The organism is Roseomonas sp. AR75 (genome assembly GCF_005222815.1).
Lineage (GTDB): Bacteria > Pseudomonadota > Alphaproteobacteria > Acetobacterales > Acetobacteraceae > Falsiroseomonas.
Map to the genome: position 1 here is coordinate 32,342 of NZ_STGB01000001.1, position 15,959 is coordinate 48,300.

Here is a 15,959-nt window from a genome sequence, read left to right on the forward strand (position 1 = left end):
CAGGCCGATTCACACAAATTTCCATAGAAATCAACACGTTCGATGAGCCCACATCCAACAATGGTAGGGTGGGGTGGAGGCCGAGCGCCAAGGACGATCGGCCGGACGGCTTCACCAGACCGGGTCGGGCGCTGCCACCACCTGCTCGGGGAAGTAGCCCGCCGGCGCCGGCGTGAGGTTGATGTCCTGCACCAGCCGCGCGCCCTCGGTCAGCGTGTCGTCCAGTACCCACAGCTCCCGCCCGGTCGCGGCCTCGGTGCGCGTGAAGTAGACCTCGCCGTCACCGCCGAGGGTCAGGTTGAAGACGTTGCCGAACCCGGTGAAGGAGGTCAGCTGCGTCGCCTCGGTCTCGCCGCCCGGCTGCGCGCCCGGCGTGAAGCGGAAGATCTGCGGCAGCCCGCCCGAGAAGGCGATCACGCCGACATCGCCGCCCAGCGCGGCCAGCTCGATCGGGACGCCCGGGATGCCCGGCAGCGCGAGGCGCGTCGCCGTCGCGCCGTTGTCGTCCAGCTGAAAGATGCGCTGGACGCCCGTGCTGTCGTCGAGCGCGGTGAAGAACATCTCGCCGTCCAGCTCGAGCAGGTTGCTCGGGAAGCCGAAGGGCGCGCGCAGGTCAGGGCCGGTCACCGGCGTCAGTAGGTTCGTGCCATCGGTGACCTGCACGCGCCTCTCGCCGAAGCTGCCGTCGGAGGAGCCGAGGAAATAGAGGTTCCCGTTCGCGAACACCGCCTCGTTGAAGTCGGAGCCGGAGATCGCGCCCGCGCCGACGTCGAGGATGGTGAGGGCGTCGCTTGCGAAGCTGTAGCTGTGGATCTCGACGCCGATGTCGCCCGGCCCGCTGACATCGTTCTGCTGCTTCCAGAACACGCGGCTGTCATCGCCGAGGAAGCTCAGCCCCTCCCGCGCCCAGGGCACGACCGGATCGTCGCCGAACAGCGCCCCGGCGCTGCCCAGCGGGAGGTCGGTCAGCGCCACCACGCCCTCGGCCGCGCTGTAGCTGTAGAGCGTCCAGACATCGTCGGCGGTGTCGGAGCCGCCATTCCCCAGGCGGCTGTCGTCGCGGGCGGTGAAGATGATCCGCGCGCCGACCGTCCCGGCCGATCCGAGGAGATGGTTGTCCAGCAGGACCGAGGTGGTGTCGGCCGCGAGGTCGTGGAGCCGCACCTGGTCGCCGTCGAAGCGCATGGTCGTGCCCAGCAGCACCTTGTCGCCGAGCGCGGCGATGGCCGCGCTGAAATTCGTGCTGTCCGTGTGGAGCGCGGTGAGGCTGTTCGCGTCCAAGCGGAACAGGCCGCTCTCCCCCGTGTCGTGGTTGACGCCCGTGCCGATCCAGCCGCCGTCGAAGGCGAGGCCGGTGCCGAAATCCAGTTCCGCCGTCGGCCGCACCGCGAAGAGGTTGATGTCCGCGCCCAGCGTGCCGCCCGCGGCGGAGAAGAGGCGCACGCCGAACTGCTCGGCCGCGATTGCCTGGAAGGCCACGCCGAAATCCGTGGCGACCAGGGTCGGGCCGCCCACCACGCCATCCGCGGTGCCGGCGCCGAGCGGCTCGTCGGTGGTGATCTCCAGCCCCGAGGAGGAGGCGATGTCGTGCACGAAGAGCGTCTGGAAGCCGGCGCCGCCGAAGGCCTCCTGCCGGTAGACGAGCTTGCCGCCGGCCAGCTGCAGCTCGTCGATCTCGCCGAGGCGCTCGACGATGTCGTAGATGCCGGTTCCGTCGAACACCCAGAGGCTGTCGCGCGCGCCGGTGTCCACGACCCAGGCCGCGCGGCCCTCGCCGTCGGTGACCAGGTGCTCGATCACGCCCGTGCTCGGGAAGACGATGTCGGCCGCTTCGAACGGCCCCTCCGTCAGGATGGTGAGCGTGAAGGCGCCGTCGCCATCCGCATCCGTCCAGGTCGCGACGAAGGGCGTGGCCGCCCCGGAGCCCGCAGGATCCCGCTGGCCGGAGAACAGCACGCCCCCTTCCCAGGGCTTGATGTCGAAGCCGTCCACCAGGGACAGGCCGCGCGCCGCCTCCCACCGCAGGCTGTCGCCATCGTCCTCCGCGAGGGCGAAGAGGGCCTCGCTGACGTCGCCGTTCGCGTCCTGCGCGCGGCCGAAGAAGAAGATCCGGTCGCCCTGGCCCGTCGCGGAGAACGTCAGCACTTCGGGGGCGAGCGGCAGCGAACCGCCCGTGCCATTCACGTCCACGAATTCGGGCTGGCCCGTTCCCTCGCTCGGGGTGGCCCAGCCGAATTCGTTGCCCCGCACGTTCACGCGCCACAGCGCGTCGCGCTGCTCGGTCCCGAAGCTGTCGAAGCCGGAGCCGGAGAAAAAGACGCTGACACGGCCCGGGGCGTCGAAGTAGGGCTCGGGCGGCGGGGGTCCGTCCGACTGCGGCCGGAAGGCGGCGAGTTCGCCGGTCAGGCTCCAGCCGCTCAGCTCGGTGATCGGCGTGCCGAGGCTGATCCGGGAGCCGTCCCAGGTCCTGAGGACGATGTAGACCTGCTCCTCGCCCGAGCCGTCCCGCGCGATGTAGCCGACGCCGCCGGGCAGCGCCGTGAGGTCACGGCGATCTTCCCCGTAGATGAACCGCGCCCAGACCGATTCGGCGCCATTGGCCTCGTTGAAGGAGAAGAGGATGTCGCCACCACCGTAGCTGATCCCGCCGAAGGCGCTCGGGCCGGCGATCCAGAGGAACTCGTCCGACTGCACGGCGAGCGTCCGCTCCGCGAGCGGCAGGTGGGCGTCGAAGTCGGCGTCGAAATCCGGCGACGATCCGACGCCGAAGATGTCCACGGTCTGGCCGTTGCGATGCGCGAGCCAGCGGGAATTCCCCTGGTCGTCCAGGGCGCGGAAGATCACCGTCTCGCCCATGCTGTGGATGTCGCGCGGGTGGCTGGAGCCGGGGCCGGGCACCAGCTCGGCCGTCGCCGGCGGGGTGCCGCTGGCGCCGGAACCGATCACCCACTCGGTCGTCACCACCGGCCGCGCGATGGGGTCGCTGTCGGGCGGCCCGCCCTCGCGCGGGCTGAAGACCCAGAGCTCGCGGCCGCGGCCGGGCGAGGAGGCCGAGAAGTAGAAGCTCTGGCCGAGCGAGAAATCGTCATCCGCGATGGTGTAGATGTTCTCGGCGCTCGAGACCGTGCCGACCGTGCTGCGGGAGAGGCCGACCCGGAAGGTCTCAAACCCTTCGGGCGCGATGTCGGCGACGGTGTAGACGAACACCCTAGCCTCCGTCTGACCGGGTGCGAAGTCAACGGTGTAGGTGCGCGTGCCGCCGACCAGATCGTACGCATCGGCACGATCGCCCGTCGTGGTGGAGAAGACGTAGTAGGTGACGGTGGCCGCCTCGGCCGTGCTGCCCGTCCGCTCGATGACGATGCCGAGCGGGAATTGGCTGGTGGTGCCTTCGATGATCTGTGCGTCGAGGCCCGTGGCCGGGCGCAGCGAGAAGACCGGCGGCAGGTCGTCGTCCAGCACCAGCGCCTCGGCCGCGGCGAAGCCCGGGGCGATGAACCCCGCACCGACGCTGTCGAGGGTGAGGCGGAGGCTCTCGTTCGCCTCCGGCAGCGAATCGCCGAACGGGGTGACCGCGACGTTCAGCAGCGTCTGGCCCGCCTGGAAGGTGATGGGGATCGGGAGGTTGAGCCCGACCACGTCGTTGCCGTCGACCGGGTTCGGCCCGCTGCCGGGGCGCTGCGTGTAGGTGATGCTTGTCTCCGGCAGGTCGGTGCCGAAGCGCTCGATGCGGAACGCGATCCCGGACTGGCTGATCGCCGGGTCGCTGCCCTCCGTGACGTCGGCGAGGCGCGTCACGCGCCAGCTCGTCGGCATGGTGAAGTTGATCGCCAGCGCGTCGTCCTCGAAGGGCGCGGTCGCGAAATTGCCCGGCGTGCTGTCCGGGTCGGGCTGGGTCGCGGTCGCGATCTCGGCGGTGACGGTGCGCGGGCCTATATCGCCGAAGACGACGTTGAGGTTCAGGAAGGCCTGCCCGCCGGGCTGGATCACCGGCAGGGTCCAGAAGAAGTCAGGGTCGCCCGCACCGGTGTTGATCCGCACCGTGCCGCCGCCCGCGACGCCACCCGCCGTGTTGCTGACGGTGAAGAGGATCTGGCGCTCCTCGCCGAACAGCACCGTGGTGTCGGTGACGCTGGCGGTCAGCGAGAGGTCCGCACCGAGGGCCACGGCGAAGTTCACCGTCGCCGCGTCGTCCTCGGGGGTGGGCTCGATGTTGGAGTTGCCCGGCGTGCTGTCCAGGTCGAGCGCCGTGTCCGAGAGGATCTCGCCCACGATGCTGCCGTTGCCGGCGAAGTTGAGGTCGAGCGTGTAGGTGATCGAGGCGGACTCGCCGGGGGCGAGCACGGGCAGCGTCCAGACGCCGCCCGCGTTCACGCTGCCGCCGCTCGCCACCGCATCCAGCAGCGGGAAGAGGTTGGCCACGAGGCCGAAGGTGCCGCCGCCGGCGTCGGGCCCGCTGTTCGTGACGACATAGGTAACCGTGCCGGTGCCGCCCAGCGTGCCCGTGATGAAGGTGCCGAGGGCGGAGACGGAGAGGTCGGCCGTCGGCTCGCGCACCGTGACGAAGAGGGAGGCGGCGTCGTCCTCGGCGTTCGTGGCGCCGTTGCCCGGCGTGCTGTCCGGGTCGCTCAGCGTCGCGGTGGCGACCTCCGCCTCGACGAAGAAGAAGCCCGCGCCCGTGAAGTCGAGCGTGACCAGCACGCTGTCCGTCGCCCCGGCCGCGAGGGCCCGGAAGTCCCACACCGCGTCGCCCGTGCCGGTGTCCACCTGGAAGACGGGCGCGGGCGCGCCGCCCTCGGAGGCGACGGAGAGGATGGTCGCGCCGCCGAACAGGGCGAGCCGCGCCGTGCCGTCGCCGCGGTCGGGCCCGTCATTGGTGACGCTGAGGCGGACGGTGGCGATGCCGTCTGGCGCCAGCTCGCCGCCGCCATCGGTGCGCACGAGTGCCAAGCGCAGGTCCGCTGCGAGCGGGACCACCGTGAAGCCCGCGCTGGCCGCGTCGTCCTCGGCGGTCGGCTCGGTGAGGAGATTGCCCGGCGTGCTGTCCGGGTCGGCGAGCGTCGCGCTCGCGATCTCGGCGAGGATGGGGTTGTTGCTGTCGGCCGCATTCGCACCGGCCAGCACCTCGATCGAGAGCGTGGCGCTCTGCCCCGCGCCGAGGGTGGGCAGCGTCCAGGTCGCGGTGGCGAAGTCGAACACCGCGGGCGCGCCGACGCCGACGAGGCCGACGCTGTTGAGCGTGACGTCCGGCGGCAGCGTCAGCTGCACCGTGCCCCCGCCCACGTCGGGCCCGTCATTGGTGACGGTGACGAGGAAGCTCGCCGTCTCGCCCACCTTCACCGGGTCGGCGGCGCCCGCGCGTGCGACGGTGAGGCTGAGATCGGCCGCCAGCGCCCGCACCTGCGCGCCGAGGAAGGCCGCGTCGTCCTCTGCGGCCGGGTTCGTGTTGAAGTCGCCCGGCGTGCTGTCCGGGTCGGGGAGATCGGCCGTGACGATCTCGGCCAGGATGGGGTTGCTGCCGCCCACGGTGGTCGCGTCGAAGCGCGCCGTCACCTCGAGCGTCACGGCGCCGCCGCCCGGGACGGAGGGGAAGCTCCAGGTGCCGGTCGGCGCGTCGAAGACCGCCGTGCCGCCGCCCGCGAGCGCCACGGCCTCGATGGTGACGCCAAAGGGCGGGGTGAGGCGCACCGTCCCGCCCGAGGCGTCCGGCCCGGCGTTGGCGACGGTGAGGAGGAACAGCCCTGTCCCGCCCGCCGGGATGACGGCGCCGCCATCGCCGCGTGCGAGGGTCAACGAGAGGTCGGCACTTGTTGACGGCGCGTCGTCGTCGCGGATCACCACCTCGGCGCTTGCCTGCGTGCTGTCGATGCGCCCGACACTGGTGCCCGTCAGCGTGACGGTGAAGGTCTCGTCCGCCTCCTGCTGCGTGTCGGGCTGGAAGAAGAGCTGGACCGCGGCGAAGGTCTGCCCCTCGAAGATCGTCGTGGTGAAGCTGCCGAGCCCGCTCAGAAGGTCCGCCGCGTCGGCGGGCGCGAGGCCGCTGCCCGCCACGCTGTAGGTGAGGGTGCTGGCGGCGAGGCTGCCCGAGACGCGCTCGATGTGGAGGGTGGCCGAGCCCGTGGCGCCGGGGCCGTTCCCCTCGGGCGAGGTGTTGTCCACGAGGCGCAACCGGAAGACGGGCGCGATCGCCTCGGCCAGCGTCAGCTCGCGGGTGCCGTCCAGCAGCACGAAGCCGGCCTCGACGCCGGCCATGTCGAGCTGCAGCGCGCTGGAGAGGAAGCGCGGCCCTTCGGCGCCCGGCGGCAGCGCCGCCAGCACGCCCTGGAGGCGCACCAGCTCGTCCATCACGGCGCCGTCGGCCAGCTGGGCCGAGGTCAGCTCGATGGTGAACGTGTCGAAGCCTGCATCGCCACGCACCAGGTCGCGCCCGGTGCCGACCGGGTCGAGGATCAGCCGCAGCTGGTCGTCGCCCGCCCCGCCGCGCAGTGTGTCCTGGCCGCGCTGGCCGGCGAGGATGTCGTTGCCGGCGCGCCCGATCAGGACGTCGTTGCCGTCACCGCCGCTGATCGCGTCCACCGAGTTGCCGCCGGTGGCGTGCAGCGCGGTGCCCGGGCCGAGGTCCACGCCGGTGATGGCGGTGAGGGTGTTCGCCGCGGTCGTCACCGTGATGCGCGACCCGAAGGCGGCGGCGGCGGTGTCGCCGAAGATCAGGATGCCGCCCGGCCCCGCAAGGCGGATCACCTCCATGCCCGACACGCCGGCGAATTCGGCGTCCCAGAGCTCCACGAACTCGCGGAACAGCAGCGTGTCGGTGCCCGCCCCGCCCTCGATCACGCGCCCGGGCGTGAGGAAATCGCCGGTGCCGAAGCGGCGGTCCGCCCTGTCGAAGGCGAAGCTGTCATCGCCCGCGCCGCCCTGGAGAAGGTCGGCGCCGCCGCCGCCGTTGATGATGTCGTCGCCGTCGCCGCCGAGCACCGTGTCGGCGCCGTCGCCGGCGCTCAGCGTGTCGTTGCCGGCCGCGCCCTCGAGCCGGTCGTCGCCATCGAGTCCGGTCAGCCTGTCGTTCAGCGCACCGCCGCGCAGCACGTCGGCCGCGGCGGTGCCACGCGCCACCAGTCGTGAAGCGAGGAGGGCGCTGCCGTCCACGACGATGCCGTCGCTGGCCGTGCCAGCCGTCACCGTGATCACTGGCCCGAAGGCCGCTTCTGCGTTGCTGCCGAGCACGACAGTTGACAGGCCGCTGCCCGCGAGGCGCAGCTCCTCGACGTCGGATAGGTTGACGAAAGCCGCATCGGCCAAGTTGACGGCTCCGAGCAGGTCGATCCGGTCGCGGCCGGCGCCGCCATCAACCCGTGCCGCTTTCAGTTGCAAAGCGTCGGCGAAGACGAACTGGTCGTCGCCATCGCCGCCCGAGAGGCTGTCGGCGCCGCCGCGGCCGGACAGCACATCATTGCCGGTGCCGCCGAGCAGCGTGTCATTGCCGCCCCCGGCCGTCAGCCTGTCGTTGCCGTCGTCGCCATCGAGGCTGTTGTTGCCGCCTGCGCCGTTCAGGATGTCGTTGCCGGCACCTCCTCGCAGCGTATCGTCGCCCGCGGTCCAGGCGACGCGCAGGCGCGTCGTGGCGGGCAAGGCGCTTCCATCCACGACGAGGGAGGTGACGGCCGCGGTGGTGTCGATGCGGATCTCGCTGCCGAAGGCCTCCGCCGCCTCCGCGCCGAGGGTCAGGGTGGAGGATCCGCTTCCGGCGAGCCGGAGGATTTCGACGTTCGACACATTGGCGAAAGCGGCGTCGGCGAGAGTCGCGGCGCCGAGAAGGTCAACGCGGTCCACGCCCTCGCCGCCGTCGAGGACGAGTCCGGCGGTGGTGAACTGCTCGGCGTTCTTGAAGACGAAGCGGTCGTTGCCGGCGCCGCCCGAGAGGGTGTCGGCACCGCCGTTGCCGGTGATCGTGTCCGATCCGTCGCCACCGGAAAGCGATTCGGGCAGGCTAGTGCCCGTACGAACAACACCTGACATCCGATCACAGCCCCGTGCTCTGCAGTGCAGTAACGATGACGATGTTCGTACAATCCGCAAGCGAAGTTTTCTAGGTTCGACGGGAGCGCAATGCTGGTACCGTAGGAGGTGAATGCTACGCAGTTTCGGAAAGACACAAAATAACCCCAGAAACAATCGAGGAAAAACAATAATATCGTCCTCGGCGATCGATGGGTGTATTGCTTCTAAGCGGATCGGAATTGAGGGTGAAGGCTCGGTCGTAGGTCTGTCTTGCGTTGCTGCGCCGCCCTTCTGTGGTCGGGGATGCCGTCCATGCCCGCCGGGCCGGTAGGCTGACTGCGCCAACGAGTAATGCGAGCCGGACGCGACCCCATCACCCGAGTGATCCGACAACCCAGCAGGCCCGCCACGATTGTAGCGGATCACCCAATCGCGCAGCGTCTGCCGGTTCATGCCTGCGAGGCGCGCGGCGGCCTCCCGGCTCAGCCCATCCAGCGCGGCCGCGACCGCCAGCAAGCGCCGGGCGACCCTCGGGTCGCGCTCAACCTTGGCCAGCCGACGCAGTTCGCCCGGGGCGATGTCCTCGCGGATCAGAAGGGCGGGCATGGGCGACCTCTCGATGCCATGCACGCTGATGAATCTTGCCCGCCCGCGTCGGCTCAAGCCAAAGAGTCAGCCTTTCAGCCGGTTGGTATGAGTTGCCTCCCGCCGGGCGGTGACAAGGTTGCGGACGTCGCATGGCGGACGCCCGGCTCCCGTCCGCCGCGGACAGCCGGCGAGCCGCCCTATGTGCCGGCGCTCCGGTACCGGAGCGCGAGGCACGTGATGTCATCGGCTTGCGGCGCATTGGCCGCGAAGCCCATCACCTCGCGAACCACCGTCGCGAGCAGGTCCTCGCAGTGAAGCCCGCGATGAGCCGCCAGGGTCGCCGCAAGGCGCTCCTCGCCGAAGCAGCTCCCCGCTGAATCGAAAGCTTCGGTCACCCCGTCGGTGTAGAGGAGCAGAACTTCATCCGGGGCGAGGGACTGCCGATGCAGGCGGTACTCCTGCGCCGGGAGTACGCCGAGGACCATGCCGTCGCACTCCGGAAGTTCACGCGCTGCTCCCTCGGCGCCGATCAGCAAGGGAGGCGGGTGACCGGCGCTCGCGTATTCGAGCAGACCGGTCGCGGGATCGAGCGTCGCATAGTGGGCCGTCACGAACATCATCTCGGCATTGTCCGCGGCCAGCAGATCGTTCACGGCCGAGAGGCATTGCGCCGGATCGACGCCCGTCAAGGCGACCATGCGCAGCAGCGTCCGGGTCACCGCCATGATCAACGCGGCCGACACCCCCTTGCCCGCGACGTCCGCGATGACCAGCCCCAAACGCCCGTCGGGCAGCGTGAAGAAATCGTAGAAGTCGCCGCCCACTTCGCGCGCCGCCTGCATGAAGCCGCGCACCTCGCGCGTCGGCGTATCGGGAAGCGGCTGCGGCAGGATCGACAGTTGCATGCGTCGCGCGACGGCTAGTTCCTCCCGCACGACGAGGAGCGCGTCGCGCGCCTGCAGCGCGGCGCGGACACCGCGGACATGCTCCACGGCGCGATTCAGCGTGACGCTGAGGTCGTCGAAGTCCACCGGCTTGGTCACGAAATCGAAGGCGCCGCGGTTCATGCCGGTGCGGATGTTCGTCATGTCGCCATAGGCCGAGACGATCACCGCGCGGAGCTGCGGGTCCACCTCCGGCAGCCGCAGCAGCAGCGTCAGCCCGTCCATGCGCGGCATGTTGATGTCCGTCAGGACAAGGTCGATCCCCGGCACGCGGCCCAGTACTTCGAGCGCTTCCTCGCCGTCGCGCGCGAAGTGGAAGATGAATTCGCCGCTGCGGATGCTGCGGCGGAAGCGCTGCGTGACGAGCATCTCGAAATCAGGCTCGTCATCCACCACGAGGATCGTCGTCGCTGCGCTCATGCAGCCGCCCCGTCCAGAGTGATGTCACGCAGCCGTCGCTTGAGTTGGTCGAAGTCGACCGGCTTGCAGAGGAAGTCGGCCGCGCCCAGCGCCGTGGCCCTGCGACGGCGTTCGTCGTCGCCATAGGCCGTTACCATCAGCACCGGAAGTTCCGGCCATTCGTGGTGGATGGCCTGCAGCAGGGCGAGGCCGTCGGTGCCGGGCATGTTGACGTCGGACAGCACCAGCAGCGGGTCGTGCCGGGCGTCGGAGCGCAGATGGTCCAGCGCCGCCTCGGCGGAGGCCGCGAAGTGCAGCGTGTAGGTGCCCTCGCGCAGTTCCCGCCGGAACCGCTGGCGAAACAGATCGGCCACGTCCGGCTCGTCGTCCACCACCAGGATGCAGACGCCGCGATCGCTCATGCCGGGCCTCCGTCGGCGCGTTCCGCCGCGGCGGCGGCCGTTCGCGGCAGGGCGCGCGGCAGCCTGATGGTGAATTCCGTGAAGGCGCCGGGCTCGCTCTCCACCTCGACGCTGCCGCCATGCTGCTGCACCACGATGTCGTAGCTGATCGACAGGCCGAGCCCGGTGCCCTCGCCGGTCGGCTTTGTCGTGAAGAAGGGGGTGAACAGCTTGGCGCGCACCTCGGGCGGCATGCCGGTCCCGTTGTCGCGCACGCGGATCTCCACTGCGTCGCCGTGGTCGCGCGTCACGGCAGTCAGGGTTGGCCGCCAGCCCTGGTCGCGTTCCTCCCTCCGCCGCTTGGCCGTCGCGTAGAGCGCGTTGCCGAAGAGATTGAGCAGCACGCGGGTGACGTCCTGCGGCACCATTTCGAGCGGCGCGATGTCCTTGCCGAAGTCGCGCTCGAGCGTGACGTTCATCTCGGGGTTCTGTGACCGCGCGCCATGGTAGGCGAGGTTCAGCGCTTCCTGGACGAGGGCGTTGACGTCGGTCTTCTGCCGCTCGCCGCTGCCGCCCCGCGAATGCAGCAGCATGCTGCGGATGATGCCGTCCGCCCGGCGGCCATGCTCGATGATCTTCCCGAGGTTGCCCGACAGCGTCGCCACGATATCGTTCGCTTCCTCGGCGCGGTCCGCGGCAAGGGCGGGTGCGATCTCCTGCTGCAGTTCGACCAGCAACTCCTGCGCCAGTGCCGCGAAGTTGTTGATGAAGTTGAGCGGGTTCTTCAGCTCATGCGCGATGCCAGCGGTGAGCTGGCCGAGCGACGCCATCTTCTCGGCGTGCACGAGGCTTGCCTGCGCGGCTTTGAGCTCGCGGTAGGCCGCCTCCATCGTCCGGCTGGCCGCGGCGGCGGCGTCGCGCGCCGCCGCCATCTCGCGCTCGGCGCGCTTGCGTTCGGTGATGTCGGCGTAGATGAGAACGAAGCCGCCGCCCGGCACCGGGTTACGGCGGATCTCCAGCACGGTGCCGTCCGGGCGGGTCCGCTCGTCGAGGAAGGGACGGTCGAGCGAGGCGACGCGGCGCCGCACTTCCGCGTCGGCATCGGCCGCGCCGTACTCGCCGCGCTCCGCCATGCCGCGGACGAAGTCCGGATAGGTGACGGCGAGCCCCACCTGGTCGTCGTGCAGGTCCAGCAACTCCTGGAAGCGCTGGTTCCAGGCGGCCATCCGATGCTCCGCATCGAACATCGCCACGCCGTGTCCCATGTTGTCGAAGGTCACGCGCAGCACCGCCCGGCGGCGCTCCAGCTCGGCGGTGCGTTCGCGCACCTGCTGCTCCAGTTGCGCCGCCGCCTGGCTGCGCTCCTCGAGAAGCCGGTCGAGCTCGATCGCGTTGCGGCGGAACACCTCGACCGCCCGGCCCATGGCGGCGATCTCATCCGACCCTTCCGCCGCCACGGGCGCGCCGAGCCGGCCGGCGGCGATCGCCACCATGCCGTCGCCGAGCGCGGTCAGTCGGCGGACGATGTTACGCCCGACATAGAGCCACACGATCAGCACGGATGTCGCGAGGCTGAGCAGCACCAGAGCGATCAGCACCTGGGTGCCGCGGCGCTGCACCGCGAGCGCGTCGCGCGTGGCCCCCGCGATGTCGGCCTTCGCCGCGGCGGCGAGGCGATCCACGGCCTCCGTGAGGCCTGCCGACAGGCCGGCATTCTCGGTCAGCAGCGCCGCGCCTTCGCGCACCAGAGCGAGTTCGCGGCGACGCGCCGCCGGGATTGCATCGGCCCCCTCGCTCATTTCCCGCAGCTTCGCCACCTGCGCCCGGAACAGCGGCTGCAGCCGCGGGTCGAGGCCGGTGGCGGTGGCGCCCACCTCGCGCAGCGCGCGGCCGAGCTGGAAGGCCAGCACCTGCAGGCGGCGCTCCTGGTCGGTGGTGGAGGCTTCGGCGAGCATGTCCACGATGGCCGAGAACTGCCGCTGCGCCGCCAGCGCCGGTTGCTGCGCCGCGATCGAGGCGGCGAGGTGCCGCGCCGCCTCCTCCATGGCCGCAGGCGACCCGGCGTGCCGAATGGCATCGGCCTGACGTGCGATCTGACCCTCGATCACCATCTGCCAGGGCGCGAGCAGCCGCTGGGTCTCGTCCTGGGTCTCATGCACGCGTCGGCGCTGGCGCGCGATGCCGTCGCCCGCAACCAGACGCCGGGCGACCAGGTCTTCCAGGCCGGCGAGGTTCGCGGACAGCCACGCGACGCTCTGCTCGATCGTCGTCAGCAGCGCCGCCTCGGCATCGCCGCGTTTCAGCTCCAGCAGCTTTTCCTTGAGGCGCGCCAATTCGGCGCGCAGCTCGCTCGCAACCTGGTCGCGACGCGCGGTGTCGGCGGCGGCGAGCAGCGCCGGCGCGGCGGCGATGATCCGCTCCGCCGAGCGGGACACCTCGAGCGAGGTGAGTGCAGGTGCGACCTGGGTTTCGACCATCTCGATCCGCGCGCCCACCTGACGGAAGGCATAGATCGCCGAGGCAGCGGCCAACGCGGAGAAGCCGCTGATGGCCAGGAAGGCGAGCAGCAGGCGCGCTCGAACGCCAAGGTGCCGCAAGGCCCTGTCGCCGGCGCGTGTCTCCTCTGCCGCCTCCCCCGTCACCCGTCCCCCGATACATTACGATTCGAGTATGCCTGAGAGCCGATCCGGCGGGAACCGGGAAGGTAGCAATTGGATAGCGATCGGCGCGCACGGCGGAGGATTCTCGCTTTCGTGCGAATTTTCGGGCTGTTATGCATCGTGGCGGTTACAACAAACGAGGGAGGCGAACGGGTCCATGAAGCGGCGAAACCTGCTGGCCGGAGCCGGGGCGGGCGCAACGGGTGCTGCTCTGGCTGCGCCGGCGCTCGCTCAAGGCGTTCGGGAACTACGGATGGTCACGGATTGGCCGCGCAACGTGCCGGGGACCCTCGACGCCGCAGTGCAACTTGGGGAGGCGATCCAGGCGGCAACCAACGGCCGGCTGCGGATCGAGGTCTCCGCCGCCGGCGAGGTAGTGCGCCCCTTCGAGACGTTCGATGCCGTGGCGGCGGGTCTGGCCGACATGTACCACTCGGCCGACTACTACTTCGAATCCAAGTCGCCCGGCTTCACCTTCTTCGCCGCGGTGCCCTTCGGCCTGACCGCGCAGGAGCACTTCGCCTGGGTGCGCTACGGCGGGGGCCAGGCGCTGTGGGACTCGCTCAGCGGCGAGCACGGCATCAAGCCGATCCTGTGCGGCAGCACGGGATCGCAGATGGGCGGCTGGTTCACCAACGAGATCTCCTCCGCCGCCGGATTCCGTGGGCTGCGCTACCGGATGCCGGGGTTGGGGGGCGAGGTGCTGCGGCGCATGGGCGCCACGGTGGTGAACGTGCCGGGCGGCGAGATCCGCCCCGCGCTCCGTTCCGGCGCGCTCGATGCGAGCGAGTGGGTCGGTCCGTGGGCCGACATGGCGCTCGGCCTGCACGAGGTGGCGGGCTTCTACTACTATCCCGGCTTCCACGAGCCCGGCACGGCGCTGACGCTCGGCGTCAACAAGGGCATCTGGGAAAGTTTCTCGCCGAGCGACCGCCGCCTGATCGAAGGTATTGCGGCCGGCGAGTTCTCTCGCTCGCTCGCACAGTTCAATGCGAACAACGCGATCTGGCTGACGCGCCTGCGGGACCTCCGCACGGTGCAGATCCGCCGCTTCGACGACGCGGTGCTCCGCAGCCTTGTGCAGAATAGTCGCGATGTCGTCGCCGAGGCGGGCGCGTACGACAGTCATGCCCGCCTGATTGCCGAGAACCACGGCGCCTTCCGAACCTCGATCCGCGACTGGAGCGACGTCGCGGAGCGCGCCTTTCTCAACGCCCGGGGCCTCGACTGAGCGCGCTCGAGTCGCGCCCGCCGACGCGCCCGGAAAACCTTGCCTACGGCGTTGCGGAGAAGCCGCCGGCGTTGACCTGTGCGCTGCTGGCGCTGCAGCACATGTCGGTCCTGCTGCTCTCCTCCACAGCGTATCTCCTGGTCGTTCTCGCCGCGGCGGGTGCAGGGCCGGAGGAAGCGATGCACGCCCTCAGCATCGCCTTCGCCATCGTCGGCGCGGGCACGCTGCTGCTCTGTCAGGCGGGTTCCCATTTCGGCTCGGGCTACCTGATCCCTTGGGGTTTCAGCGGCATCTATGTCGGGGCCACGCTCGCCGCGGGGCAGCGCGGCGGCATGCCCCTGGTGCTTGGCATGACCCTGTTCGCCGGTCTCGTGGAGATCGCGCTCTCACGCGTCATCGGCCGGCTGCGTTCCCTGTTTCCGACGGAGATCTCTGGGCTCTGCGTAGTGCTGGTCGGCCTGTCACTTGGCGTGCTCGGCGCGAAGCTGCTGCTGGGCGGGGCCGAGGCGCCGGGGGCGATCGCGCCGGGCGCCGAGATCCTGCTCGGCGGCGGCGCCTTGTCGGTGATGGTCGGTGTGCATGTCTGGGGCGGCGCGAAGCTGCGGCGGTACAGCCCGATCATCGGAATCGTCGCCGCCTATCTCGTCGCCCTGCCCGCTGGCCTGATCGACGCGCGGGCTCTGGCTGCCATCGCGCAGGCGCCGCTGGTCGCTCTGCCGCAGTGGTCGCCGCGGATGCCCAGTTTCGATCTCGGTCTCGCGATCCCCTTCGCCGCCGCCGCGCTGGCGTCCTGCCTGCGCGTCATGGGTGATGTCGTGGTCAGCCAGAAGGTCAACGACCGCAACTGGGTCCGCCCCGATCCTCGGACGATGTCGGGCGGCGCGCTGGCCGACGGAGCGGCGACGATGCTGTCCGCCGGCGCCGGCTGCATGGGCGGCACGTCCAACGCGTCGAGCGTCGGCCTCGCCACGGCGACCGGGGTCACTGCACGGATCGTCGGCCTCTGGATCGGTGGGGCGCTGATCGTGTTGTCGATGCTGCCGGCTGCCGCGTTGTTCTATCTGTCGATCCCGAAGCCGGCCTTCGGTGCGGCGATCCTGTTCTCCGGATCCTTCGTGCTGGTGAACGGCCTGCAGATCGTCATGAGCCGGGCGCTGGACGCGAGGAAGACGCTGGTGATCGGCCTGTCGCTCACGATCGCGCTGAGCCGCAACGTGCTGCCTGAATTCTACACCGGGCTGCCGCCTGCGCTGCAGCCGTATTTCGTCTCCGACCTGGCGATCGGCCTGATCGCCGCACTCGCGCTCAACGCGCTATTCCGGATCGGCGTGCGCAGCCGTGAGACGCTGCTGTTGGCGCCCGGTGCCGGCGCGATCGATGCCGTCCGCGACTTCCTCGAGACGCAGGGCTCACGCTGGGGGGCGCGTCGCGACGTTCTGCAGCGCGCGACCTTCGGCGCCTGCCAATCCGTGGAGGCGATCATCGAGCATTGCGGCGCGACCGGGCCCATCGCGGTCGAGGCAGCGTTCGACGAGTACAGCCTCGACATCCGCCTCAGCTATGCAGGCGAACTCCTCGTACTGACCGGGGAGGCGCCGAGCCACGACGAGATCGTCTCGGCGCCGGACGGGCTGCTTCGCCTTGCCGGCTACCTCGTCCGGGGGAACGCGGACCGCGTGCAGGCGATGATGCGCGGCGGAGAGTCGGTGCTGGTGCTGCACTTCGACCATTGATGTAT

General features: G+C 70.3%; 6 protein-coding genes and 1 pseudogene. 2 read left to right on the top strand and 5 right to left on the bottom strand.

Features of this window, described 5'->3' with window-relative positions; genetic code table 11:
• Nucleotides 1-111: 111 nt before the first annotated feature.
• The 5 genes and pseudogenes from E4T13_RS00165 to E4T13_RS00180 form a co-directional block, all read right to left on the bottom strand.
• On the bottom strand, nt 112-8,016 hold the full coding sequence (locus E4T13_RS00165; protein ID WP_240791021.1) for a Calx-beta domain-containing protein: 7,905 nt from the start codon (nt 8,014-8,016) through the stop codon (nt 112-114).
• A 351-nt stretch (nt 8,017-8,367) separates the two neighbouring features.
• A pseudogene (locus E4T13_RS30360) lies at nt 8,368-8,604 on the bottom strand (helix-turn-helix domain-containing protein); the annotation flags it as partial.
• Between the two features lie 179 nt (nt 8,605-8,783).
• Entirely contained in the window at nt 8,784-9,950 is a 1,167-nt protein-coding gene (locus E4T13_RS00170; protein ID WP_137176249.1) for a PP2C family protein-serine/threonine phosphatase, read from the bottom strand.
• Entirely contained in the window at nt 9,947-10,351 is a 405-nt protein-coding gene (locus E4T13_RS00175; RefSeq protein ID WP_137176250.1) for a response regulator, read from the bottom strand. Before E4T13_RS00175 ends, E4T13_RS00170 begins: the two co-directional genes overlap by 4 nt.
• Nucleotides 10,348-12,927, bottom strand: coding sequence for a PAS-domain containing protein (locus E4T13_RS00180; protein WP_137176251.1), 2,580 nt, complete (start codon nt 12,925-12,927; stop codon nt 10,348-10,350). The genes E4T13_RS00175 and E4T13_RS00180 overlap by 4 nt, the downstream gene beginning before the upstream one ends.
• A 316-nt stretch (nt 12,928-13,243) precedes the next feature.
• Between E4T13_RS00180 and E4T13_RS00185 the strand changes: the two genes are divergently transcribed.
• Together E4T13_RS00185 and E4T13_RS00190 are read left to right on the top strand one after the other, a co-directional pair.
• On the top strand, nt 13,244-14,221 hold the full coding sequence (locus tag E4T13_RS00185; RefSeq protein WP_240790931.1) for a TRAP transporter substrate-binding protein: 978 nt from the start codon (nt 13,244-13,246) through the stop codon (nt 14,219-14,221).
• Nucleotides 14,222-14,292: 71 nt separating this feature from the next.
• A complete protein-coding gene (locus E4T13_RS00190) occupies nt 14,293-15,954 on the top strand; it encodes a solute carrier family 23 protein (protein ID WP_137176253.1) in 1,662 nt (553 codons plus the stop codon).
• Nucleotides 15,955-15,959: the final 5 nt, after the last annotated feature.